The 24,463-nt window shown below is 64.2% G+C and carries 14 protein-coding genes; 6 read left to right on the forward strand and 8 right to left on the reverse strand.

Going from position 1 to position 24,463, the window contains the following annotated elements; all coding sequences use genetic code 11:
* The first annotated feature begins 128 nt into the window (after window positions 1–128).
* The 4 genes from fliP to HWX62_RS16015 are packed head-to-tail and all read left to right on the forward strand — an operon-like array spanning window position 129 to window position 2,520.
* On the forward strand, window positions 129–740 hold the full coding sequence (gene fliP, locus HWX62_RS16000) for a flagellar type III secretion system pore protein FliP (RefSeq protein WP_244136050.1): 612 nt from the start codon (window positions 129–131) through the stop codon (window positions 738–740).
* Window positions 737–1,534, forward strand: a complete 798-nt coding sequence (locus tag HWX62_RS16005; RefSeq protein WP_175927963.1) for a sigma-70 family RNA polymerase sigma factor — start codon at window positions 737–739, stop codon at window positions 1,532–1,534. Before fliP ends, HWX62_RS16005 begins: the two co-directional genes overlap by 4 nt.
* 9 nt (window positions 1,535–1,543) lie before the next feature.
* Window positions 1,544–2,113 carry a hypothetical protein gene (locus tag HWX62_RS16010; protein ID WP_175927964.1) on the forward strand — a complete coding sequence of 190 codons (570 nt, stop codon included), beginning with the start codon at window positions 1,544–1,546 and terminating at the stop codon, window positions 2,111–2,113.
* 17 nt (window positions 2,114–2,130) lie between these two features.
* The gene (locus tag HWX62_RS16015) at window positions 2,131–2,520 is read left to right on the forward strand and encodes a hypothetical protein (protein ID WP_175927965.1); all 390 of its coding nucleotides are present in this window, start codon (window positions 2,131–2,133) and stop codon (window positions 2,518–2,520) included.
* 26 nt (window positions 2,521–2,546) lie between these two features.
* On the opposite strand, the gene HWX62_RS16020 is transcribed toward HWX62_RS16015, so the two are convergent.
* The 6 genes from HWX62_RS16020 to HWX62_RS16045 form a co-directional block, all read right to left on the reverse strand.
* Window positions 2,547–2,987 (reverse strand): hypothetical protein, encoded by a 441-nt coding sequence (locus HWX62_RS16020; protein WP_175927966.1) that lies wholly within the window; start codon window positions 2,985–2,987, stop codon window positions 2,547–2,549.
* A 76-nt stretch (window positions 2,988–3,063) separates the two neighbouring features.
* On the reverse strand, window positions 3,064–3,333 hold the full coding sequence (locus HWX62_RS16025; protein ID WP_175927967.1) for a hypothetical protein: 270 nt from the start codon (window positions 3,331–3,333) through the stop codon (window positions 3,064–3,066).
* A complete protein-coding gene (locus HWX62_RS16030) occupies window positions 3,317–3,493 on the reverse strand; it encodes a hypothetical protein (RefSeq protein WP_175927968.1) in 177 nt (58 codons plus the stop codon). The genes HWX62_RS16025 and HWX62_RS16030 overlap by 17 nt, the downstream gene beginning before the upstream one ends.
* Window positions 3,494–3,501: 8 nt before the next feature.
* On the reverse strand, window positions 3,502–3,861 hold the full coding sequence (locus HWX62_RS16035) for a hypothetical protein (RefSeq protein ID WP_175927969.1): 360 nt from the start codon (window positions 3,859–3,861) through the stop codon (window positions 3,502–3,504).
* Between the two features lie 189 nt (window positions 3,862–4,050).
* Window positions 4,051–4,374, reverse strand: coding sequence for a hypothetical protein (locus HWX62_RS16040; protein WP_175927970.1), 324 nt, complete (start codon window positions 4,372–4,374; stop codon window positions 4,051–4,053).
* Window positions 4,375–4,378: 4 nt separating this feature from the next.
* Entirely contained in the window at window positions 4,379–18,994 is a 14,616-nt protein-coding gene (locus tag HWX62_RS16045; protein ID WP_175927971.1) for a LysM peptidoglycan-binding domain-containing protein, read from the reverse strand.
* Window positions 18,995–19,364: 370 nt separating this feature from the next.
* On the opposite strand from HWX62_RS16045, the gene HWX62_RS16050 reads away from it, so the two are divergent.
* Both HWX62_RS16050 and HWX62_RS16055 read left to right on the forward strand, forming a co-directional pair.
* Window positions 19,365–20,516 (forward strand): tetratricopeptide repeat protein, encoded by a 1,152-nt coding sequence (locus tag HWX62_RS16050; RefSeq protein ID WP_175927972.1) that lies wholly within the window; start codon window positions 19,365–19,367, stop codon window positions 20,514–20,516.
* 187 nt (window positions 20,517–20,703) lie between these two features.
* Window positions 20,704–22,350: an ABC-F family ATP-binding cassette domain-containing protein gene (locus HWX62_RS16055; RefSeq protein WP_175927973.1), complete on the forward strand. Its 1,647-nt coding sequence runs from the start codon at window positions 20,704–20,706 to the stop codon at window positions 22,348–22,350.
* Window positions 22,351–22,357: 7 nt separating this feature from the next.
* Here the strand turns inward: HWX62_RS16055 and HWX62_RS16060 are convergent, their stop codons facing one another.
* Window positions 22,358–22,621 (reverse strand): DUF6429 family protein, encoded by a 264-nt coding sequence (locus HWX62_RS16060; RefSeq protein ID WP_175927974.1) that lies wholly within the window; start codon window positions 22,619–22,621, stop codon window positions 22,358–22,360.
* A gap of 25 nt (window positions 22,622–22,646) precedes the next feature.
* Window positions 22,647–24,431: a DUF6880 family protein gene (locus tag HWX62_RS16065; RefSeq protein ID WP_175927975.1), complete on the reverse strand. Its 1,785-nt coding sequence runs from the start codon at window positions 24,429–24,431 to the stop codon at window positions 22,647–22,649.
* Between the last annotated feature and the right edge of the window lie 32 nt (window positions 24,432–24,463).

A 24,463-nucleotide genomic window follows, 5' to 3' on the forward strand; every position in this document is an offset into this window, starting at 1 on the left:
CACGTGCACCGGGCTTGCTGACGGTCGTTGTATTGCTCTGTGGCCTTGCCCTGCACGCGACCGCAGCTTCGGCCGCGTCGACATATGACGCCCCTTTCGCGCTCGATCGCGGCGGCGCGTCGGAGGCCGTGCGCATCGCGGTACTGCTGACACTGCTCAGCATCGGGCCAGCGCTCGTCGTGTCGATGACCGCGTTCATCCGGATCGTCATCGTGCTGTCGATGATCCGACATGCATTCGGCATGCCCGAAACCCCGCCGACACCCGTGCTGATCAGCCTCGCGCTGTTCCTGACCGCGTTCGTCATGATGCCCACGTTCGAAACCGTGCATCACGACGCACTGCAACCGTTCATGGACGGCCGCATCGCCGTCGATCGCGCGCTCGAGCTCGGCGCCGCGCCGTTGCGCGATTTCATGCTGCGGCAGGTGCGCGACGACGAGCTGCGACTGATGTACGAACTGTCGCGCAAGCCGCTGCCTGCTTCAGCCGACGAAGTCGGGCTGCTGCAGCTCACGCCGGCCTTCATCCTGAACGAGCTGCGCGTCGCGTTCCAGATCGGCTTCGTCGTGCTGCTGCCGTTCCTGCTGCTCGATCTCGTGGTATCGACCGTGCTGTTGTCGCTCGGCATGCTGATGGTGCCGCCCGCGACCATCTCGCTACCGCTCAAGATCCTGATGTTCGTGCTGATCGACGGCTGGGGGCTCGTGATGCGGGGCGTGCTCGGAGGATTCAGATGACGCAGGCGGGCGCGTCGGGCCAGAGCACGCGATCGGCGGACGACACGATCGCCGCTCCCGAAACGGAGTTGTGGCGGAAATGGGCCGCCGAGCGCAGCCCCAACGCTCGAGAAGCCGTATTTGCACATTACCTGCCTTATGCGCGCGCCATCGCCGCTCGGTTGTATGCGGGACGGCATCGCGACGACGTCGAGTTCAGGGACTTCGTTCAACTGGCCTGCATCGGCCTGCTCGAATCGATTGACCGCTTCGATCCTGCTCGCGGTGTGACGTTCGAAACGTTCTGCACGACGCGCGTGCGAGGCGAGATCCTGACCGGCGTCGAGAAGCTGACCGACGGGCAGGAACAGATTTCGTTTTCGCGGCGCGTGCGCAGAGAGCGGGTCGCGTCACTGCAAGCCGACGGCGATCGAGCGGCACGCCAGGGCCGCGACGCGCTGCAGGCGCTCGGCACGCTGGCAGCCGGGCTGGCAATCGGATTCATGCTGGATGGAACCGGCCTCATCGTACCGCCGGCGGACGGCGTGCCCTCGGATGATCCGGCGCTACCCGGCGCGGCCTATCACGGCATTGCCTGGCGCCAGACGAAAACACGACTGGCTGCCGCGGTCCTGCATCTGCCTGAACGAACGCGCAAGATCATTCAGTATCACTATTTCCACGGTCTGGCATTCGAGCAGATCGCCGACATCCTCGGCGTCAGCAAAGGCCGAATCTCGCAATTGCATCGTGCCGCGTTGACGGAATTGCGCGAGCGGCTCGGCGAAGCAGAGCACATGCATCTAATCGGATAGGAGATGTCGATGAATCGCAATGAATACCGCGCCGCGTTGTGCGACGACGATACGATGAGCGAGATCGTTCGCATCGTCGACGGCCCGGACAGCGAAGCGCTTGAGGTCCTCAGTGCCTCGCTGACGCACTGGCCCGACGATCACCGGCTTTGGTTCCTGCGCGGATCGATCTACGCCGGGAATCAGCGTCGCGCCGAAGCACGCGTCGATTTCGCTCGAGCGATCGTGCTCGCCCCGGATTTCGCCATCGCGCACTTCATGTTGGGTCTCGTCGACTTGCTGGACGGGCACGTGCAGGATGCGACAGCCCACTGGGAGCCGCTCGACGACGCGCATTCCGGACGCGACGCGTTGCAGTTGTTCAAAACCGGCTTGCTCGCGCTGTGCGACGACCGATTCGATGTGGCGCTCGACTGGTTGAAACAAGGAATCGCGGTGAACGAGCGTTATCCAGGCATCAACGCTTACATGGAGAGCATTGTCGAGCAGATCGACGCTTTCAAGCCGGATACCATCGGCAGTGCAAAAGACGGCCATCTTCTGTTGGCTGGATATCTGACGTCGCGCACGCGGCATTGACGGCTATCGGAACGCTCATGGATCCAGTTTCAACGCTCAATCAGGTACTGGCGCTGCTGCGGCAGCAAGTCGTCGACCGGACGCGACGTCAGGTAGGCGGCGAGGCCAGAGCGCTCGCGCGTGATAGCGCACCGGCTACCGCACGCACGGCCGATTCTGATTTGCGCACGCTACTGCGCGAAAGAATCGACGCGCTGCGAATCGCCGGCGTCGACGATGAAGCTCAACTGGCATGTATGGCCATCGACACCGTACTGCGACATGAATTCGGCGCGACGCTCGGCAATGAGCCGGAGTTTCAGGAGATGACAGAGTGGGTATGGAAGGGGATGATGGGTGACGAGCACACGTCGGCGCTGCTCAGTGACGTGATGCGTGGGCTCGGGTATAGGTCGGGAAAGCGGTGAATCGGGTATACACGTCGCACCTTCCGTTAACCCTTTGGCTTTGTTTCTTCGTGTATTGCAGCGTTTGAAGCAGTGCCGCGTACAGCAATCACCGCCCCTGGCAGCGTCCGGAACGCGATGCAATTTGCCTCGATCGACATACCGGAGCCGTCGCGATGATGCAGGTAGGAAAAAATCCCGCCCCCGACAAAGTGCAATGTATGGGATGTTGTCCGATGGACATGCGTGATCTCGTGCCGCAGAACCTGAGCGATGTCGTCGATCTGCACCTGCCGGATTTCTGGCATGGTCGCACTGATGGCGCCTGACTCGGAAACGAGGTATTTATCACCCGCGGGCCCCTCTACAACGTAGCTGCCGTTCGGAAAATCGATACGTTTGCCGCCGGGAATGTCGACTGAAGCCATGGCCGGCGCGATAGCCAGTCGGACGGGTTGCGGCGGCGGGTTCTGGTCGTCGTCTTGCATTGGGTCAAATCGCGGAAATTATCAGGATAGAGACGGAAATACCGAGTGCCACCCTAACCTGCGCCCTCGCTCATGGTCAGATAAACAACGAATCCCACAGAATCCGTTTTGCATACAACCTGGCATCTTCCTCTGTATCGAAAAACGCAACTTCATATTGCTCAAGAACATCTTTCCATGAGTAAGCGCTGTCCTGCAGAGCCATCCCTACGTCCGCACGCAATCCAGACGCGAAAACATCATTATTTTTTACGTTTCCCAACAACAAAGAGATTGCATCTTCTTCAGACGTTTCCGCAGAGGATCCAAAGTAAGCTGCCAAAATGTGATCAACATATTCGTACATTTACTTCCCCGGATAAATGCGGGCGAAACAGCTCGCCTGGCAGCGGCGTTTTTTCAAGCGTGGTCACAATCCCCATGCTCGGCCCATACAGCGTCGGCGACAGGCTGTACGGCGTATGGCTGTTATCGACGAGGTCAAGCGCATCCAGATCAAGCTGCATGAAGGTCTTCAAATAGGGTTGCACGACTTCCCCAAGCTACTGACAATCGCTTCCCGTGTGACAGGACCAACATTTCCTAACTGGCTTCGCCGCACGTTGGCAACCGATGCCGCACGAGCCCTACCCGGCGCCCACAACGCATCAAGCGGCCCCGCTGTATCCGCCACCGCATACCCAGCGTTGCCCGTGGCCTGCATCGCTGCGTTCGTCATCAACCCACCCAGCGGCTGGGCGCCCTGCGTTTCCATGAACCACAGGAACGACGCATTATTGCCGGCCCGCTGTGCGGCGCGGCCATCCAGCGGTACCAGCTTCGGCGTGCCATCGAGTAGTGACAACGCCTGAGCCTTCAGCGCATCCCAGAACACTTGGTTCTGCGTCTGAGCTAGCGCCCCCAGACCAAGGACGTCTTCCCGATCGCTTGTCCCGGGTCATACGGCTTGAACGTGCTCGCCGTGTTGTGCACGTTCGTCACCTTATTCGGCACCATCAACGCTTACCGAGCAAGTCCGTCCAGTAGCTGAATGCGCGTGCCTTGCCCCGTTGGCCGCCCCCGATCAGAGTTGCTCATGCCTCAGCAAGATAAAGCCATCTGCCTTTTGAGCAATTATCTCTTGCAAGTCCGCTGAACGCGACGTGTCATTGACATAGAACAGGACCGCATGCTCCGGATACGCTATCTCCACTGGTTCGTCATCAAACGGATCCACATTCCGCTTTAAAACAAAATGCTCACTCGCAACTTCTCCAAACTTGAAATAGCGGTCTCCATGATAAGAGCTACCATGAACCTCAAACTGAATATCGAGTGCAGCCTCTAGAATACTTTTGGCCTTATCCATATCGGCCGATGAGAAGCCGTAAAGATCATAGGTCGCCATACGCTTAGTCCCTCAAATTAGGCAATGTAACACTCGGCGCTCGCTGAATAGCTGTAGCTGGTGAGTTGTAGATCATAAAATTGACGTCCCTCCCAGCCTGCTGACTTAACTGGTTGGCCAAGTCCCTCAAGCCTAACAACTGCAAGTCTCTCGCCGTAAGCGGCCCCGTACGAGTTCCTCCTGAACGTAAACCTACGCCCAACGTTTCAGCCCGCTTTAGCAACGACTGACTCGCAAGCCCAACGTCGAAATCGCTAACACGACCAACGTCAAAGGGTCGGCCCGTTCTGAAGCTCTTGCCGGTTATAGCACTGCCTTGAAGTATCGGCTCAACATCACCATAACCGGCACGACCAAGACCAACGCGCACGGCGCTACCGAATTGAGAGAAGGATTCCAAATTTTCAAAGCCATATGGAACTCCACCACCACGCCGCACACTCGCCACCGAAGCAGTACGAGCCCCAGCCGGCGCCCACAACGCATCAAGCGGTCCCGCCGTATCCGCCACCGTCACAGCATACCCAGCGTTGCCCGTGGCCTGCATCGCCGCATTCGCCATCAACCCGCCCAGCGGCTGGGTGCCCTGCGTCTCCATGAACCGCAGGAACGCCGCATTATCGCCGGCCCGTTGTGCGGCGCGGCCATCCAGTGGCACCAGCTTCGGCGTGCCATCTAGTAGTGACAACTTCGGAGCCTTCAGCGCATCCCAGAACACTGGGTTTTGCGTCTGAGCGGGCGTGCCCAGACCAAGGACGTCTTGGCGGCTGCCAACCGTGCCCGGCACAATCCCACCCGCTATCAACACGCCCGGCTGCTGCGCATTGAACTGCGCGCGAAACGGCTCGCCCGACAGCGGCGTTTTTTCATGCGCGGTCGCAATCCCCATGCTCGACCCGTACAGCGTCGACGACAGGCTGTACGACGTATGGCTGTTATCGACGAGACCACCATACGGCCCATACAGCGCCGCATTGCCGCTGTACGGGGTCTCCGGCGCCACGAACCCGCTACCAAGCCCGACCGGCAGTATCTGCTCGTTGACTCCGGCAATTGCCTGCTGCATGCGCAACGCAGCGAAATCCGTTTTCCCGAGACTGGCGGTCTGCACGTTGTCTACAACGAGGTTTCCGACGGTCGAAGCTATCGCGTCCATCGTAATCGCCCCAACATTGCGCCCCAGGCTTCCGCCCCGCACCACCGTACTCGCCGCACCCGCGGCCATTCCTGCTCCGAAGCCCCGTACCGCCGTATTGAACTCATCCGCCCTCAGCGCCGACGACGTCATCTCACGCCATGCATCGCCGTATTGCAGTTGACCGATGGCCTGAGTCGCCGCATATCCCACCCCCGACGCAATCGCACTGGCCGCCACGCCCTTCCAGTCGAAACTATGCTGCAACCCCGTCGCCACGCCAATGCCCTGCGTCGCCACCGATCGTGCCGCGCCCAGCGTCACCGCCGTCTGCACGTTGTTCGCTACACCCAGCGCGCCACCCGCTCCCGCCGTCACCGCGCCGCCTACCGCACCCAACGCGATGCCCTTCCAATCCAACCCGCTCTGCGCTCCGCCCGCGATCATCACCCCTTGCGCCGATGCTGCCCCCACCGCTCCGCCTACTGCTGCAGCACCCACCCCCGCCAAACCCGCCCCACCAGTCAGCGCCGTGCCGCCGGCCGACATCATCGCGCTGAACGACGCGCCCGCCGGCGCCGTCAACGCCCCCGCCGTGAATACCGTCGCCACCACCGCCACCACGATCGCAATCACCGGCAGGAACCCACCACACCCGCCACCACGACTCGGCGGCGGCGGATCCGGCAACGTCGGCTGCGTATTTCCGATCGCCTTGCCCGGATCGTACGGCTTGAACGTGCTCGCCGTGTTGTGCACGTTCGTTACCTTGTTCGGCACCGTCAGCAGCCGCCCCGCCTTCAGCTCGTCCGTGCTCTTCAGCCCGTTCGCGTCCGCCAGCACGTACCACAGCGTCTCATCTCCCCACAACGCCGATGCAATCGACTTCAACGAATCGCCGTCCCGCACCGTCCACATTCCTGGACTCGTGCCCGGGTACACCCCGTTGATCGTCATGAAGCTTTCGTCGAAATCCGCCGTCCCCACCGGCGTGAACACCTTGTACTGACTATCGTTCCCTTTCTGCAGCTTGCCGGCCAGCTCCTTCACGTAGTCAACCTGATCAATTCCATCATTGCCCTGATTCCCGACCCGGTTGCCGTTCAGGTAGTAGTAGTTGTGCTTGCGATCCCCCGCCGCCCCGACGATCCTCCCGTCGCCATCTACCCGTACGTTGACCAGTTCGTCCCGCCGCTGCACCTGCCCTCTCAGGTCCGTCCAGTACGTAAAGGCTCGTCCGTTGCCCGGCTGGTTTCCGCCGTCGTCGTACGTCGATTTCAGGTTGCCGTTGACGTCGTAGTTGAACCACGACGATGCCGGCCGCCATCCCGGTGCATTCGGATTCGTGCCTTGCGCGGTGATCTTCGATTGCTTCGCACCGTCCCACCACTCGTATTCGTACACGAACGAGCTGCGGGTACCCTTCGCGTCGTCCGGCTTCACGTCCACCCTTGCGACCGTGCCGTCCGCCATCCGCGTATAGGTCGTCGCGTTGCCCGCCACCCGGTCTCGCTCCGACAACAGGATGCTGTCCGCATCCCATGAGCGCGTGACCTCCGACACGACCTGCCCGTTGTCCGGGCGTCGCTCCAGCACCCGGACTGCCCGCCCCAGCAGGTCATTGGTACGCTCCTGCGCCACCACGCCGTTGATGGACTGCGTCTCCAGGTAGCCGTTCGCATCGTACGTGTACCGCTCGGTGCGGCCGTCCTTCGCATAAACTGCCAGTATCCGCTCGCCCGCCGCGTTGTAGCCGAGCCGTAGGCCGTCGCCGTCGGCCGCGCCGGGCACGATCGACACGCTGACGTCGTTCGGATCGATCGGGCACTCGCCGGACAGGCTACCCATCGTTACCGTGAAGCGGTTCAGCGCGTCGTATTCGTACCAGTAGTCCTGATTCTTCTCGTGATATCCGACCATGTCGGTATAGGTCGCGAGCATCCGCCGACGATTGCCGACTGCATCGTATTCATATGCGACCTGATACGCGTTGTCCTTGATCGACACCACGCGGTTCAGCGCATCGTATTCGACGACCGATTGCGCAAAGATGTACGAGTCCCCAAAGTTCGTGAAGTACTCTGCAGTCCGATTACCGTCGCCGTCGTATTCGTAAAGCGACTGTGTCTTCGTTGCGTTGTCGACGATCGAGCGCACCATCCCGTGCGAGTAATACATGTAGTCCACGTCTTGCCCGCTCGAGCCGGTTTGCTTCGTCAGCAGGCCAGCCCAGTTGTACGCATACAGAAATACGCGACCGCCCAGATCCGTGTGCTTCGTCAAGCGCCCGAACAGATCTTTCTCGTCAACCATTGTCCGGCCGTTCGCGTCCGTGGTGGTCTTCACCCAACCGCCCGTCGCCGACGATCCCACGGACCGCACGGTACTGGCCCAGCGATAGTCGTAGCGCACGTCTCGCCCTGCTGCACTGACGGTTCGGATAATTCGGCCCTCGCCGTCGTAGTAGGTCCGTTCGCGGCCGCCCAGCGCATCGATGCGGGCGATTCGGTTACCCGACGAGTCGTACTCGAAGCGCTCGATGCTGCGTCGACCATTCGCCAGTACCGGCCTCGCTATTTCGATGAGGCGATTCCCGGCGTCGTACGCATACTCGGTTCTGCGATTCAACTCGTCCGTCGACGTGCGCAAATTGCCGAGGCCGTCGTACTGAAACACTTTGCTGTACCCCAGCGCGTCCCATGATTTCGCGATCGCAGGCTGCTGCTGCCCATAGTTCCATTGCCGGGTCGACAGGTTGCCGTTTGCATCCCGCGTGCCGACGAGATTACCGAGCAGGTCGTAGTAGAACTTCGTCTCCGGTGCAAGCTCGATCTGCGCGCCATTTGCCAATGTCACCCTGACGGTCGGCTCGCGCTTGAGCGTCAAGGCACCCATCGTGTTGTAGGACAGATAGGTCCAGTTGCCTCGGCCATCCCGTTCGGCAGACACCTCCTGGAACGCGTTGTGCGACTGCATCCGGTCGATCGTCATGTCCTTCGCGGTCTGCTCGATCACGCCGACGATGTCGACGTTCGTAATCGGATTGTTGCGCGTACCGGTCAGCAGGTAGCTCTGACGCTCGACCAGGACATTGCCGCCGGCGTCCTTGGCCAGGTAGCGGTACTCGAATTCCGTGTGCGTCGGCAGCGCCGACGCGTCGAACAGAAAGCGCCCCTTGGCATCCCGCGTCAGCGTCACTTCGGCAAACGGACGATCGTAGGCCTGATCCTTCACCGTGGATTGACGGTAGTACAGCGTCATCGTATTGACGTTCGTCAGCGGCAAACCATCCGTTCCGGTCGGCTTGAACTCGAAGAGGCTCGGACGCTGGCTGCCCGTCAATGTGACCCGTGAAATGCCCGGCGTGCCGATGGTGATGTCGCCGGCCCCCATCGCCAACGGCACGCCGGCTGAATCGTAGGCGGTATATTTGATCGCGTAGGTATACGAACCGGGCCGCGGTATCAGGCCGCTCGCCATCACATCCCACGCGAAATCGCCATTGCCGAGGCGCGTGATGCGCGAGTAGCGCGTCACGCCGTCCTGCACCCACGACACCATCAGGTAATCGGTGTCGGCGGGTTGCGAATGGAACACGATCGTCGACTTCAGATCGGCAAGGTAGTTGGTGGAAAGCGACGGCGCGCCGCTATCGGCCGGCAAGCCGACCGAGGCCAGCACGGCATCGAGCTTCTGGCCGGCTGCGTCGTACAGATCGAATTCCACGTCCCAGTTGCCGGGGCCGTATCCAGACAGGTCGATCGCAAACGCTCCGGTAACAGGATCGCGCACGACCGTGCGCGCTTCGTTCCAGGCGACGGTTCCCTGCTGCCGAACCTTCACGACGACGTGATCGGCCAGATGCAGTGCGGAATCGCGCGGTGAATAAAGGTTCAGCGTATGTGGGGACGTCCAGATGTAACTGCCCGATGCGTCCGCCAGGAAGCCTGGACGGCTGCTTTCCCGATCGCCGGGGATCAGTTCGGACGTCACGGAAGCGTTTCCACCGGGTTCGATGTGAACGCGATAACCATCACGGCGCAGCAAAGTGCCGGTCGCACGCCCGTCACTGCCGTCCGAAACAGCCATGAAAACCATGTCGTAGTCGCCGGCGGGCAGACTGCCAGAGTCGACGCTGAACGAGTTGGGTTGACTGCCAGCGGCCTTCGGCAATTGCTGGAAACTCGAGTTTGAACCCGCCGGTCGATAGTAGAGTGCACCGCGAGCACCGTCCGGCAGTGAATGCTGCGCAACCGTCAGTTGATTGGTCGGGGTATTCAGTCCGAAAAATGCTTCGCCGTCTTTCCTCTGCGTTAGGGCCATGTGGTCGTTAACGATGGTCCACATCGACACAGTTTGAGTAGTCAACCCAATCAGTTCAGGCGCACCGTTTCCGCTCTTCGGCTTTGCATAGAGCTCCAGCGTATATTTGAAGAACGCGTCATTTCTGAATCGCCCGAAGCCACGATTGATCTCGATCGACGCCGAACCGCCGTCAGACGGCAATGCAGCCGTGAAATTGCCGGTTTCGGGTTTATAGTCGGAATTGCCAACCTGCCACGAAACGCGGGCCTCAAGGTCGTAAGCACCATACGCCCCCTTGAGATCCGGCAAGGCCATATCGAGCGACTTGACCGTAAATCCGATCGCTATCCAGCTCAACGATGTTGAAGCCCAGTTGAGCCCGACCATCGCGCCCGGAGGGAGCATCAACCTGCTCGTCGGAGCGCTCAGGTAGACGAGCGATTCTCCTGTTCTCGTCGACGTCAATTCCTGGCCAGAATTCGGCCACGTGAGCTTGACTTGCTGGTCCGTTGAACCGACCAAATCCGCGCCGCCATCACCGTTTTTAGGGGTGGCATAAATTTCCAGCTTGTATTTGAACTGACTCGCGGCGCTAAGCCTACGGTCAAAGTCAAGCCCTAGAGGAATCTGCGTTAGCCCGCCTTTTGACGGGAGCATCGACGTCAGGCTGCCTGTCTGCGGAAAGCCACCATTACTGTCCGCTATCTCCCATGACACGCGCGCTTCCAGATTGAACTCGCCGGGGAGGTCTTGGAGCCTCAGGTCGATCGACTCCACGGAAAAGCGCATACTCAGCGGCGACAAGTTCTGCGGCCGCCAATTCAGCGCGAGCGATACTGGCCCAAGGCCAGCCGTGCCGCTCCCGACAATCGTCCCGGACTCGCTAGGCTGCACCGGCCCCGCCACCGGCCGACTCTGCTTCTCGATCCACCCGCTGATACTCAACTGCGTATTCGCAAACACCCCGCCGTCGATCGGAATGTCGACCGGACTGAAACTGATGTGCGGCACGCTTCCCGATGTCTTCGGCTGGCGAACCTGGATGACCTGGTTACGCGCGTCGTAGCGCGTAAAGGTCTGCATCATGTCGGCCTTCTGCAGCAGCTTCTCGAGATCTTCCCCCGTCTCGATCGTGAGCCCGCGCAGGTCGGTCTGCATCGACTCGACCTTCAGCGTCGCATTGCCGTTACGATCGTGCAGGAACAGCCTCGACACCCCGTCACCAAAATTCGAGCGCACGACCCATCCGGCGTTGTTGTAGTCCGCATACTCCTGCCATTCGCCGTTCGGCCCGCCGCCACCGGTCCTTCGCGCGACGACCTCGCCGAACGCGTTGTAGTGCTGCTCCCGCAACACGCCGCTCTTCAGCACCGCTCCGCCTTGCGGATTGCGCGAACGCGTGATCCGCGACGTTTCGCGCTGCGCGGCGTCATAGGCAATCCCGGTTTCGTCGAGTTGCTGCCGCCCGTCCGCATCCGCGCGCAGATAGCTGACCAGCACCGTATTGCCCACCGCGTCGTAGCCGAACTGCGTCACCACACCGAGCGCGTTCGTCTTCGACGCGAGTCGGCCACCCGCACCGTACACATAGGTCGTCACCTGATTCGCGTCGCCGTGCTTCGTCTCCTTGACGATCTGGTTCAGTCCGTCGTATTCGAACGAGATGCGGGAGCGCACCTGACGGTTCAGATGGTCGACGAACTGCGGCAGCATCTGGCTGGTCTGCCGGCCAAGGGCGTCGTACGTGAAATCGAACTGGCTCCCGTTCGCGTCCGTCTTGCGCAGCAGATGGCCTTCGCCGTCGTAGACGTAACGCGAAGTCGCATCGGCGAGCCGCTCCTCGAGCCACCCGTTCCCGTCGACCACCGCGTGACGGACGCCCTGCCGCGTTTCGCTGGTCAGTCGTCCATTGCCGTCCCATGTATAGTGCGTGATCCGATCGTCGGCGCTCGTCGGCCAGTTCGCCGCGAGCGTCTCGGCCAGCGCCGAATTGGGCGCGATCGGATCGGGATAACGCGACGCAAAACGCGTTTCCGTCAGCACCCGCCCCTCGGCGTCCCGCTCCCAGCGAATCCCGTAGCCGGCGCCATCGACCTCGAGCAGCTTGTTGCCCATTCGATCGTAGAAACTGAGCGTGCGGTTGCCGGCCGGATCGGTCTGCTCGATCAGGCGGCCCGCACCATCGTAGCGATAGCGCGTGACGAGATCGCTGCCGGACGTAATGAAATACTCGCCTCGCTGCGTTTCGCCGGCCGACGGATCGAAGTACCCGGTCGCCACGCCGAGCACCCGCGACTCGACCAGCCGGTTGTTCTCGTCGTAGCAATAGCGGGTCTCCCGAACGCGGCTCGCATCGATCGGCGCCGGCGGCTCCGCGCCATTCGTCGGCGCGACGGGATCACCGAACACCCGCGTCGCAATCCGGTTGCCCGCCGCGTCATAGGTCCACAGCGTCAGCGTGCCGGTCGCGCTCACCTCGGCAATTCTTCGATTCGCCGCGTCGTAGTACCAGGTAGTCGTGTTGCCGTTTGCATCGGCTTGCCGGACCAGATTGCCGCGCGCATCGTATGCGCGGGTCTCGAGCGGCTCCGTCGTGCGCGTCTCGCCGGACGCCGTGCGAATGGTCAACGCGTCGCCCGACTGGCGGATCAGGCGGCCGAGCGTGTCGTATTCGAAGCGCGTGGTGCGCTGCTCGGGTAATTCCCCTGCCTCGATCGTCGCGGTACGGTTGCCGGCTGCGTCGTACAGGTGAAAGTTCTGCACCGTGCGGTTTTTCGACGTGACAGGCAGGGTCTCGGATATCAGCAGGCCGCGGTTGTCGTACCCATACTGGAAGACTGCGCCGACCTTGTTCTGATAGAAGATGCGATCGCCGAATCCGTTGTACCCGTATGACTCGACGCCGCCTTCCGCATCGGTCGATTTCACCAGACGGTCGAGCTTGTCGTATTCGAGGAGCGTCACGGCGGCCGGCACGCTACCTTGCAACCGGGACAACACCGCGGAGGCCTCGCCGTTTGCGGCAAGCGCCGACCAATCGAGTGTCCCGCGCTCGAAGCGCGCGACGCGAATCGGCTGCCCCGATGCACTATATTCGGTCCTGACAACCGCGCCATCCGGGTTGACCTGCGCAACGACACGGCCGAGGCCATCGTAAAACAGCTTTGCGGCGACGCCCTTGGTCACGCGCTCGACCGCGTCGCCGAACGCGTCATAGGTCGTTCGATCCGCATCGCCGAGCGGATTCGTTTCCTCGGTCAATCGTCCGGCGGCATCGTAGCGATAATGGGTCGCGTACCGGTCGATCAACGCATTGCGCTGAGCAGCCGTCAGAGCGGCGGCCACGAGCGCGCGGTTCTGTTCATCCACGTAGCCGAGCGCCTTGCGCTGTGAGAGCGCCCAGTCGCTGTCGGATTCCGCGAGCTCGACGCCGCGCGGATCGATGCGAGCGATCACATTGCCGAACGCGTCGTATCGATAGTCAAACGTCGCAGCTTCCGCCGAACCGAAAGCGCGAACTTCGCGGGTCATACGCCCCGCCGCGTCGAACGTCGCGCGCGTCGACAGCTGCCGGTCCGTGCCAGCGGCAGCGATTGTCTCTACGGCACGGCCGAACGCGTCCAGCACGTAATGCGTTGCAACGCCCGCCGCGTCGACGACGGCCGTTATCCGGCCCGCACCGTCGTGACGATATTCCGTCACCGCCGTCGCAGCGACCGCCGGTTTGGCGGGTAGAAGTTTCTCGATCGGGCCGACCGGCATGCCGCGCTTCGCGTCCACCGCGTCGCCGTAGCGAACGATCTTCCGAAGCAACGTACCGTCGTATTCGTGGCGGGTAAGGTAGCCTTCCGCGTCGACGCTCTCCGTCACCCGGTCGGCACTGTCGTAGCGCCAGGTCGCGACGCGCGTGGAGATAAACCCCTTCTCCGTCCGCACCCAATCGAGCAGGTCTTTCTCGGTTGGCTCGCTGAAGCCGGCCATGACCAACCACGCGCTACGCCACGTATTGACGCGCTCGACGAGATTGCCGTTGGCGTCATAGCAATTTTGCGTCACATTACCCAGCGGATCGATGACGAATGCAGCCCGGTTCGCGGCGTCATAGACCGTGCGCGTCACTCGGCTCTCGCTCCGCGAATCATGGACACCGAGACGCCGCAACTGGTCGGTAATCGCGGTTTCGGTCGCGGGCTGCGCCGCATCGAACACCTTTCCATGTCGGGCGACCGATACCGTATTACCGTTCCCGTCGTAGCGGAATTCCGTCAACGCGCCGAGCGCATCGAACGTGTAGCGCACGCGCCCGTTGATGTCGTAGACGTGACGCGTCGTTCGGTCCCGGCCGGGTGAAGCCGCGATGCGCGATTCGAGATCGCCGACCGACAGTACGCCGCCAGCATCGTCGAGCAATCCGGCATTCGGCGTCGCGTACTGGGTGCGCGCCACCACACGCCCTTCCGCATCGACACGGCTCAATACGACCGCCCCCGTCGGATCGATCTCGCAGATCCGGCGATTCTCCGCGTCGTAACCGTATCGCGTGACGCCACCGGCCGCATCGATCACCCGGATCACGTTGCCGTTGCCGTCGTAGCGATACGCGGTCGCCAGCGCGAGCCCGTTCGGATCGACGATCGTGCGGACCAGGCGGCCCGCCGCATCGTATTCGTGACGCGTCATACGCGCGCCCGCCGTACCCGCGCCGTCCGTCACGGTCAGCACTTTGCCTGCGCCGTCGTATGCGAACGTGGTGCGCAGGTTGAGCCGCCCCTCGCCGGCATCGGTGACGACAGCCGCCCTCCGCCCATTCAGGTCGTATTCGGTCACCACCACGGTGCCGGACGGCTCCGTCGTCCGGACCACGCTCCCCTTCGCGTCGTATGCGTAGCGCGTCACGAGATTCAGGCCATCCGGATCGAGCGTTCGCGTCAGTACGCGTCCCGCCGCATCGTACCGATAGGTCGTGCGCACGCCGCGACCATCCGTTGTCTCGATCAACTGGCCGACACGATCGTAACGCTGCCGAGTGACGCCGGCTGGCGTCGCCGCATCGATCTGACGGCCGTCTCGGTCATACGTCCATTTCGTCGCGGCGCCGCGCCCGTCGGTCACCGCGATGGTCTGGCCGAATTCGTCGTAGGTGGTCGTAGTCTCAACCCCGTCCGGCATCGAAACCGTAAGCTGACGCTTGTCGGGTGCGTACGCGTAGCGGGTCGTCGCGCCGGCGCGGTCGGTACGCGTCAGCACGTTGCCGAACGCGTCGTAGGTCATTCGTCCCTGTTTCCCGAGACCATCCGTCATCACGACCGTGTTGCCGTTGCGGTCGTATTCGCGGCGCCGGACGACGCCGTCCGCGTCGACGGTTTCGATCTCGCGCCCGAAGGCGTCATACACGGCGCGTGTGGCGAGATTCAGGCCGCCCGGATCGACGGTCGTCCGCACCGCCCGTCCAAGCCGATCGTAGTCGACCGCGCGGATCGACCGCCGGCCCGCCGACAGTTCCTGGCGCGTGGCGATCTCGTTTCCGAGCACGTCGTAGGTCCGCCACGTGACGAACGCCTCGGCATCGGTGCTCCACGCCACGCGGCCCGCCCGGTCATACCCGAACGTCGCGCGCGACACCCGATCGTCGCCGAGCGCGAAAACCGCCCGCCGTACAGCGTCTGTCAGGACACCGCCGCTCAGCCGGTCGAGCGCATCGCGCTCCATACGCTTCGCGTAGGCGATCGTCTGCGTCAGATTGCCAAGTGCGTCGTAGCGCTGCTCGGCGACTTCGCCGAGGGCATTGATCCGATGGGTTGCGCGTCCGGCCGCATCGTAGAAGTACAACGTGCGACGCCCTTGCGCGTCCGTCGACGCGGTGCGGCGACCGGCCGCATCGTATGCGTAGCGCTCGCCCCATGCTTGCCACACGGCATCGACCTGCGCCGCAGTCGGCTTGGCACCCAGCGTGGCGAGTGCCGCGGCGCCCTCTCCCGACAACTGCGCGCTCAACCGACCCTGTATATCGTAGCGATAGTGCCGCGTCCGATCGCCGGTCGTCTCGCTCGTCACGCGTCCTTCGCTGTCGTACGTGTAGCGTGTCGCGGATGCCCCCAGCATCGTGCCGGTCGTCCGTTCGAGCAGGCGGCCCATCGCATCGTAGCGGTACGTGGTCCGTTCCTGTTTCGTCGATGCGGCCAGCCAGGACTTCACCGTCCCGGCGGCGTCGAGCACGTAGTTCTGGCTCTTTTCCAACCTGCCCGACGGGCGCCCGTTCGGTTTCGTGCCGGGTTGCGCGAACAATCGATGACCGAACATCGCGTTCTGGACCGTCGCGTCGTCCATGAACGAGCCGAAGATGAATTCGATACGATGATCCTCGTCCGGCACGAGGTCCGCGATGTCGATCGCGTAGCGTTGCGCGGTCGTGGACATCACGTCCACCTTGCCGACGTCCCTGCCGTCGACACGGATCGTGAGCACCGCGCCGGTCAACTTCGGCCGCTCCAGCTTCGCGTCGAACGTCAGCCGCACGGTCTGCGCCGTGCGCAATGCGTCCGGGTCCACCCGTTCGCTGCGAACGCGCTGCGCCACGTTGCCGAACTCGTCGTACTCGTACTCGGTCGAGTGCCCTTCGCCGTCGATTTCCCTGCGCAGCAAGCCGCGCGCATCGTAGCTCGCCTGCTCTCGAATGTCGTTGGCGCTCTCGGGGGGACGGAAATCGAGTACGGATGTCGACGCACGCCTTGCGTCAGCAACGGCGGTCGCGTAGCGAATCGTCGCGATACGCCGGCTCGACATGTCGTACTGGTATTCAGTCAGATAGCCTTCGGCGTCGAGCTGCCCGCTCAACAGGCCGCCAGCGTCGTAAAAATAGCGCGTATTGCGGTCGGCCGACGACGCGGCCGGCGCGGCACCCGCGGTCGGATCGCCACCGCTCGTTCCGACGCGCGTCGCATATTGGACGGTCCGCAGCAGGCGGCCCGCATCATCGTATCGATACTCGGTCAATGCGCCGTCACCGTTCACGCTGCGCGCCAGTCGGCCCGCGCCGTCGTACGCGCGCCATTCGACCTGATCGGCACCATGCAGCGTGGGACGCACGCGTGCGAGCACCGCAGCACCGGCAGAGCCGTCGGCATTCGCCAACTCGTCGAGATGCGCGGCAGCAAGCGGCGTCGCATAGCGAATCGTGCGCGCGATCTGCCCCGCCGGCGTATAGACGTATTCGGTCAAGCCGCCCCCGGCGTCGATCTGCGCGATCTTGCGGCCGGCTGCATCATGCAGATAGTGCGTGCGCTGCCCGAGCGCATCGGTTTCCATGCGAAGCCTGCCGGCGGCGTCATAGCGGTAGCCGACCTGCGACAAAAGCACGTCCGCGGCGGATTCGACGAGCGCCACCAGCTCACCTGCCGCGTTGAACGTCGACGTCCGCGTGAGGCCGCTGGAGAACGTGACGATGGTCTGGTGACGCGCGTCGTCATAACGATAGAGCGTCAACGTGCCGTCGAAACGGCGCGCCGACAGCATTCGCCCGAGGCCGTCATAGGCGAACTGCTCAGCCTGCTGCTTGCCCGGCGCACCGATATGCCGTTGCAGCAAACGGCCGAACGGATCGTAGACGTAACGGGTCTGCGTCACTTCCCCGGCCCCTGCCCGCGCGTCGCCCGAGCCATCCTTCAGCAAGCGGCCGTAGCGTGTGATGCTCGCGACGTTGCCGCGAAAATCGTATGCCGTGTCGGTGCGGGTACCGGTGCTCTTGTCGACCAGGCCGGCGACCCAGCGGGTCAGCTCGGCCTCGCCGAACGCCGCTCCCTCATAGCCGGCACCCGCGTACGTCAGAACCGAAATCTGCTGACCGAATGCGTTGTAACGGTATTCGGTCACCCGTCGCTGTGGATCGACGACAAACCGGAGATGGCGTCGCGCGTCGTACACGTAGGTCGTGTTCGCATGTTCGTCGGCGCCCTTTCCGAGATGGGCAACCTCCTCGAGCAATTCGTTGTTCGCACCATAGCGCCACTCGACGACGCCGCCTGCCGCGTCACGCTGCCAGACACGATTGCCATTTGCATCGTAGCGGTATTCGATGCCGCCGCCTGCCTCCTCCACCTTCACGACACTGCCGGCCGCATCGTAATGAAACCGCTGCACGCCGCCTGCGGGCGGCACGCTCTCGACGAGCCGGCCCTGAGCGTCGTATGCAAGCACGGTGGCCGCGCCGAACGGATCGGTGATCGTGGTCCTGCGGGCGTCGAGATCGTACGCGAGGCGCGTCACACGCGCGGTGCCCCCATCGGCGCGCTGGGCGACGCTCGCCACGCGATACTCGCCGCCCAGCAGCGCATAGGTGAAGGCCAGTTCGGCGCCGTCCGATTGCGTGATCGATGCAACCCGGTCGCTGTTGCCGTCGTAGCGGTAGGTCGTCGTGAAGGCCCGGCCATCCGCGATGCTGTTGTCGTCCGGCGAGAGATCGACGGTCACCGCCGACAGACGGCCGGCCGCATCGTATCCGTAATGCACCGCGGTCGACGTGCGCTGGCTGCCGCTGTTGTCGGTGTAGACGGCGCGCAGACGCGCAAGCCGTCCACTCGCATAATCGAGATAGGTCAGCTCGCCATTCGCAGTCCTGACACGACTCAGCAAACCCGCGCCGTCGTACGCATAATCGACCCGGTTGCCGTCGCTGTCGGTTGCCGAGATCAGGCGCCCGCCACGCACTGCGTCGTAGCACTCGGACAGACGCTTGCCGCCGTCCTGCCAGGCCCACTGCCGCAAGCCGGCATCGTACGCGAGCGTCGCCCGCGCGCCGGTACCGCTCGTCGCGACATAGAGCCGCCGCTGCGCGTCGTAACCGTAGGTAATCGCCGAGCCGTCCCAATCGGTGCGCGTCACCGTGCTGCCGGCCTCGTTCAGCTTGCCAGCCAACTCGCCGACGGCACGCGCGCCACCCGGACGCCAGCCATCCGCGGCCACGCGCCCCTGGCTGTTGTACGCGCGATGGATCGCACCGTCCACGCCTCGCCCGATCAGCATCAGGTCGCGATCCTGAACCATCAGGTTGCCGTTCGCCGCATTCACGTAGACCTGCTCGCCAGCCTGGCCGAACGACGCCGTGCCAAGCTGACCGCGCGCTCCCAGACCCAATGCCGATGACGATTGCAAGCCCAACCCGTTGCCCGTGACGATCGCTACCATGGCGCCCCTCGATCTTGTTCGTGATGTAAATCGCGCACCATGGAAAACACGGCGTGCGTTGCGAACAGGTTGTCGAAGGATTTCGTTGACGGTTTAGCGGTCGGTGCGTCGATGGCGGCGCTCCAAACCGCCATCGTTACCAGACAAGACCGAACGGAGATGCACGCGAGTGCGGAATGATACGAATCTATATCTTTTAGTTAAGCGAAATAATTTTGAGATGAAGATCGAACGCCGGAGCGGCGTGGTCAATACCCGAGTGCGCTGCTATGCTCGACCCCGACGCCGCATCCGCGCGTCGTTCAGCGCGCTGTTCATCGGATTTCGCTAGCGCCTCCTGCAACCCATCGATCGACAGGAATCCACGACGATGCCGCCTCGCCCCTCTTCCAACACCCCATCTCCCGCAACGGCGGCGACGGCCCGCGTCGAGCGACTGCTTTCGTTCCTGGATGCCGACCCCGACAATCTCAATCTGCTGGCCGATGCGGCAAGCGCCGCATTCGACGCGAACGACTTCGCCCTGTGCGACGAACTGCTCGATCGCCACGCTGCCCGCGCGCCACTGCCACCCGCACTCGCTCACCAGCGCGGCCTGGCTGCCCTGTCGCAGCATCGGTTCGACGCCGCGCTACGCGCGTTCGCGCCGTTGCTCACGACACACGACGATCCGGCGATCCGCTACAACGCCGCGTACGCAACCGCGATGCTCGGCCGCTTCGACGAGGCCGTCAGCCTGCTCGACGACGCAACGCTGGCCAGCGTCCCCGGCGCGATTCCGCTGAAGCTGCGCGCGCTGCATCATCTGGGCCGGCTCGACGACGCGATCGCGTTAGGCCGGCGCCACATCGACCGCCCCGACGCCAGTCCCGAACTGTACGGCGCACTCGCCACCGCCCTCTTCGATGCGGCGAGCGTGGACGACGCACGCCGTTGCGCGGAATTGGCCGGCGACACCGTCGACGGCCTCACCGTGCGCGGCCTGCTCGCGCTCGACGACGCGTCGGTCGACCCGGCACGCGAGCTGTTCCGGCGCGCGCTCGCGCTTGCCCCCGACAGCGCCCGCGCGACGCTCGGCCTGGGTCTCGTCGAACTGTCCGCGCAGCAATTCCCAGTCGCCCGCGAATTGCTCGACCATGCGGCGAACACACTGAACGTCCATCCGGGCGCCTGGGTTGCCGCCGCGTGGGGCCATCTGTTCGACGGCGCTCCGGATGCCGCGCGCACCCGGTTCGAACGCGCGGCGGCGCTGGATCGCGGCTTCGCCGACGCGCACGGCGGCCTGGCGGTGGTCTGCGTCCACGAAGGCCGCATCGACGAAGCGAAACGCCACGCGGAAATTGCGCGACGGCTTGACGCCTCCTGCCTGTCCGCGGCCCTGGTCGACAGCATGATCGCGACACGGACCGGAGACGAACGGAAAGCCGACGCGATCCGGCAGGCGGCACTCAACCGGCCGCTCGGCCCTGACGGCAGGACGCTCGCGCAAGCACTGTCGATGCGCGCCGGGCGCGGCGCGTGACGTGGCGCGCAAGCGACAGCGTGCGCGCCGCTCGCTTGCGGCCCGCGCCTCGCGCTTGCTACACTGCGCGCCTATTCCTCATACCGGACGCCAGCCAAAGTGAACAACTAAGCCTTCCCGAAATGTTTTCGCCGCCCGTGCCACGCACGCCGCGCGCGAAGGTCTTCACGCATTTCTGGAGGTGCTGATGGCTGCAGCCACGCCCACCGGCGCGCTCGTCGCGCTTCATCACGTTTCCTTCCGCTTCGACAACGGCGTCACGCTGTTCGATTCGCTCGACCTGTCCATCGACCGCACGCCGACCGGCATCGTCGGCCGCAACGGCATCGGCAAGAGTCTGCTCGCGCAACTGCTCGCCGGCCGCCGCGCGCCGAGCGCGGGGACGATCGAGCGGCATGCGCACGTCATCTACGTCGCGCAGCAGCACGACCTCGACGAGGCGGCCTTCGCGCCGCGCACCGTCGCGCAGATCGCCGCGCTCGATGCGCCGCTCGGCGCGCTCGCGCGTCTCGCGGATGGCCGCGCGGAGCCGCACGACTTCGACCTGATCGGCGACCGCTGGGATGTCGCGGAGCGGCTGCGCACGGCGCTCGACGCGGCCGGCCTGCACGACGTCCACGCCGACACGCCCGCGCACGCGCTGAGCGGCGGCCAGCTCGCGCGCGTCGCGCTGATCGGCGCGCTGCTGTCCGGCGCCGGCCTGCTCGTGCTCGACGAACCAACCAACCATCTCGACGCACCGGGCCGTGCATGGCTGCGCGCGGCGCTCGACGGCTGGCGCGACGGCGTCGTCATCGTGAGCCACGACCGTGCGCTGCTCGCCGGCGTGCAACGCATCGTCGAGCTGACGCCGCACGGCGCGCGCTCGTACGGCGGCAACTATGCGCTCTACCGCGCGCAGCGCGACGCGGAACAGGAAGCCGCGCACGCGGCGCTCGACCATGCGCGCACCGAGCGCGGCCGCGTGCGACGCAGGCTCGAGCAGGAACACAACACGATCCAGCGTCACGCGGCCGCGTCGCTGCGCGACGCGAAAACGGCCAACCTGTCGTCGATGGCGCGTCAGAGCCGCAAGGGCGCGGCGCGCGCGATCATGGGAACGGTCCGGCGTCATCAGAGCGACTTCAAGGCGACGCTCGACGAGCGCGTGCAGGAAGCGGCCGCGCGCGTCGAAGCCGACGCGCCCGTGCTGGTGTCGCTGCCGGGCACGGAGGTCAGCGCGCGCCGCCAGCTGTTCACGCTCGAGCGCGCGCAACTGCCGTGGCGCGTCGCGGGCGACGCCGACACGATCACGTGGTCGGCGAACGGCCCCGTGCGCATCGCGCTGACAGGCCCGAACGGCTGCGGCAAGTCGACGTTGCTGAGGATGCTCGCGGGCGAGCTGGCGCCGCGTTCAGGTACCTGCACGACGCACGTGAGCGCCGCGTATCTCGACCAGCGGCTCGCGCTGCTGGCCCCCGGGCGCTCCATCGTCGAGCAGCTGGGCCTGCTCGATACGCCGCTCGCCGAAGGCGATCTGCGCAGCCGGCTCGCGCTGCTGCAGCTCGACGCGGCGCGTGCGACGCAGCCGGCACGGCAACTGAGCGGCGGCGAACGGCTGAAGGCCGCGCTCGCCTGCGCATTGTGGCGCGGCACGCCGGCGCAACTGCTGCTGCTCGACGAGCCGACCAATCACCTCGATCTCGAATCCGTGCGGGCGATCGAAGCGGCGCTGGCCGGCTTCCCCGGCGCGATCGTGGTCGCGTCGCACGACACCGCGTTTCTCGCGGCGCTCGAACCGACGCACACGATGCAGTGGCGGCGCGACGGGTGGCATTACGAACCCGTCGCGTGAGTGAGGATTACGATTGCTCGTCCGTCCGCGCATCGTCCGATGCGACGACAAACAACCGGGCAAAGAGACGCTCCGATTCGCGCAAGCCTTCATCGGTCAGGACGACGGATTTCGCTTTGTTGACCGGATCGCAGATCAACCCGCGCTCGTGCAATCGATTCAACGCATGCCAATCGAAGCTTTTCCACGCGCGATTACCGTCGTGCAACGTCAGATGAAGAAGTGCGAGCACGGCGTCGTCGACGGCCCGCAGATCGATATTCGCCGCCATATACCCTCCCTTCCCGCCGGCCGGATCACGCGTCGAGCTTCGCGAGCAGCTTGATGAAGTTGCGCTTCGCACGGTAGCGCTGGCGAATGGCTTCGAGTTCCACGTCGAATATCGCCTGCTGGCGATCCGCGACCCGCAGCGCACGAATATCGCGCACGATACCGAATGCCTCGTCGTATCGCGCACTGCCCGCGCCATGGTCGAGCGCGAACGGCAGATACCGGTGATACAACGCGATCGCATCGTCCGGATGCGTCTTCGCTCGCGCAGCGGCCATCGTCGGCCATACGAGGGTGTCGACCGGACCACCCTGAAATGCGTCCCATGCTGCGTCGTCGTCCCGCTCCGCGAGCAAAAGCTTCACCAGCTCCGTACGCGGCGGCGGCTCCCAGCGGCGTGCGCCGGTGCCGGGCCGCCCCGCCGTTTCCCGCTTGCGGGCCAGCGACTGCAGATGCGAGATTGCACGCGCTTTAACGGCGGCGTCTCGTCCGGTCCGCTTTGCGACCTTCATCAATGCGCGAAATGCGTCGGCCGTCGGATGATGCGCGAAGCGTTGCCATGCGAGCTCGTCTGCCCGATCGAACGCGCGTCGGCGCACATGCTCTTCGATGCAGAAGCCCAGCAGGCGGTCGTCGTGCCGGTCCTTCAGCTCGCGCATCCCGCGTTCGGCCCATGCGAGCCCCTCGTCGAAACGCCGGTGCGCCGCACACAATTCCGCGATCTGCGCATACCGGTACGACGCCGACAGATCCTTCGACCAGATACGTATCAGCGCGTCGACGTCGCCGTCGTGTTTCGCGAGCGTCTCCATGGCATGTTCCAGATTCAGGCGCATCGCGTCGTGCGTGTAGTCGTCGTCCCGGCCCGGCGGCAACGCCGGCAGTGCGGCCCAATGTGCCTCTACCTGTTCCCGATAACGGCTCAATCCCGCATCGCCCAGCGCCGGTGCGTACGCCGGCAGCACATCGCGAAACGTATCCCATTGGCCTTCGGCCTGCAGACGAAACAGCCGGTCGGCCAGCTTCACCGGATCAGGCCGTGTCTGAATGCACGCATCGAGATGCAGAGCGGCCAGTTCGCCGATTCCGGGCGCGACGCTGCCGTCCGAGTCGTCGATCTGTTCGAGGCTCGCTTCCGCGTCGGCAATCGCCAGCTCTGCCAGCTCGACGACCTGCGCGGCATGGGCGCCCGCCAGTTGTCGGCGCAGCATGTCCGCGAGTTCAAGCAGCCCTTCTCCAAAAACGTGCGCTTCGTCCCAGCCAAGCGGCCGCGACACGCGGGCCATTTGCCGGACGGCGGTGCGCAGGCTCGCGATGTCGTCGGCATTCGCGGCACGTGCGTCGAACAACAGCCTGTCGCGCAACGATCGGTCGCGCTCGGCCGCGTCGAGCAGCAAGCGGCGCAACGCGTGCTCGTCGAGCGTCTCCAGATGATCGCGAATCAGCTCCGCGTGCGTCTTGCGCTTGCGCCGCGGCCGCGCCGGCTCGGGCGCTTCGTCGTGAAAGACCGTTTCACCGCGGTTCTCCAGCCACGACAACGCGACCGCTACCGCGTGCTTGCAGAATGCGCCGTCGTCACCGACCGGGCAATTGCACGCATAGTCCAGCGTGTCGTCGCCGCCCACCGCGAATACGACACGATAGCGATACGTGCCGCGCACGGTCGCCGACAGTTCGCCGTCGCGTTCGGTCAACCCCGAAACGGCACCGTCGTGATGGTAGGCCCGGCCGCGCTCGAAGGATTTCGGGTCGGCCAGCGTCCGGATGGCCGACAGCGTGATGAGGTCGGAGAGAGTGACATTGCGTGGCATGACTGATGAAGCGTATCGGGGCTGGATCGGAA

Source organism: Burkholderia sp. BCC0506 (assembly GCF_902833145.1).
Lineage (GTDB): Bacteria > Pseudomonadota > Gammaproteobacteria > Burkholderiales > Burkholderiaceae > Burkholderia.

What these genes read in the sequence shown, in the direction of transcription:
- HWX62_RS16005 (WP_175927963.1), top strand. Translation starts at nt 737, where the DNA reads ATGACGCAGGCGGGCGCGTCGGGCCAGAGCACGCGATCGGCGGACGAC.
- HWX62_RS16010 (WP_175927964.1), top strand. Translation starts at nt 1,544, where the DNA reads ATGAATCGCAATGAATACCGCGCCGCGTTGTGCGACGACGATACGATG.
- HWX62_RS16015 (WP_175927965.1), top strand. Translation starts at nt 2,131, where the DNA reads ATGGATCCAGTTTCAACGCTCAATCAGGTACTGGCGCTGCTGCGGCAG.
- HWX62_RS16020 (WP_175927966.1), bottom strand. Translation starts at nt 2,987, where the DNA reads ATGCAAGACGACGACCAGAACCCGCCGCCGCAACCCGTCCGACTGGCT.
- HWX62_RS16025 (WP_175927967.1), bottom strand. Translation starts at nt 3,333, where the DNA reads ATGTACGAATATGTTGATCACATTTTGGCAGCTTACTTTGGATCCTCT.
- HWX62_RS16030 (WP_175927968.1), bottom strand. Translation starts at nt 3,493, where the DNA reads ATGCAGCTTGATCTGGATGCGCTTGACCTCGTCGATAACAGCCATACG.
- HWX62_RS16040 (WP_175927970.1), bottom strand. Translation starts at nt 4,374, where the DNA reads ATGGCGACCTATGATCTTTACGGCTTCTCATCGGCCGATATGGATAAG.
- HWX62_RS16045 (WP_175927971.1), bottom strand. Translation starts at nt 18,994, where the DNA reads ATGGTAGCGATCGTCACGGGCAACGGGTTGGGCTTGCAATCGTCATCG.
- HWX62_RS16050 (WP_175927972.1), top strand. Translation starts at nt 19,365, where the DNA reads ATGCCGCCTCGCCCCTCTTCCAACACCCCATCTCCCGCAACGGCGGCG.
- HWX62_RS16055 (WP_175927973.1), top strand. Translation starts at nt 20,704, where the DNA reads ATGGCTGCAGCCACGCCCACCGGCGCGCTCGTCGCGCTTCATCACGTT.
- HWX62_RS16060 (WP_175927974.1), bottom strand. Translation starts at nt 22,621, where the DNA reads ATGGCGGCGAATATCGATCTGCGGGCCGTCGACGACGCCGTGCTCGCA.
- HWX62_RS16065 (WP_175927975.1), bottom strand. Translation starts at nt 24,431, where the DNA reads ATGCCACGCAATGTCACTCTCTCCGACCTCATCACGCTGTCGGCCATC.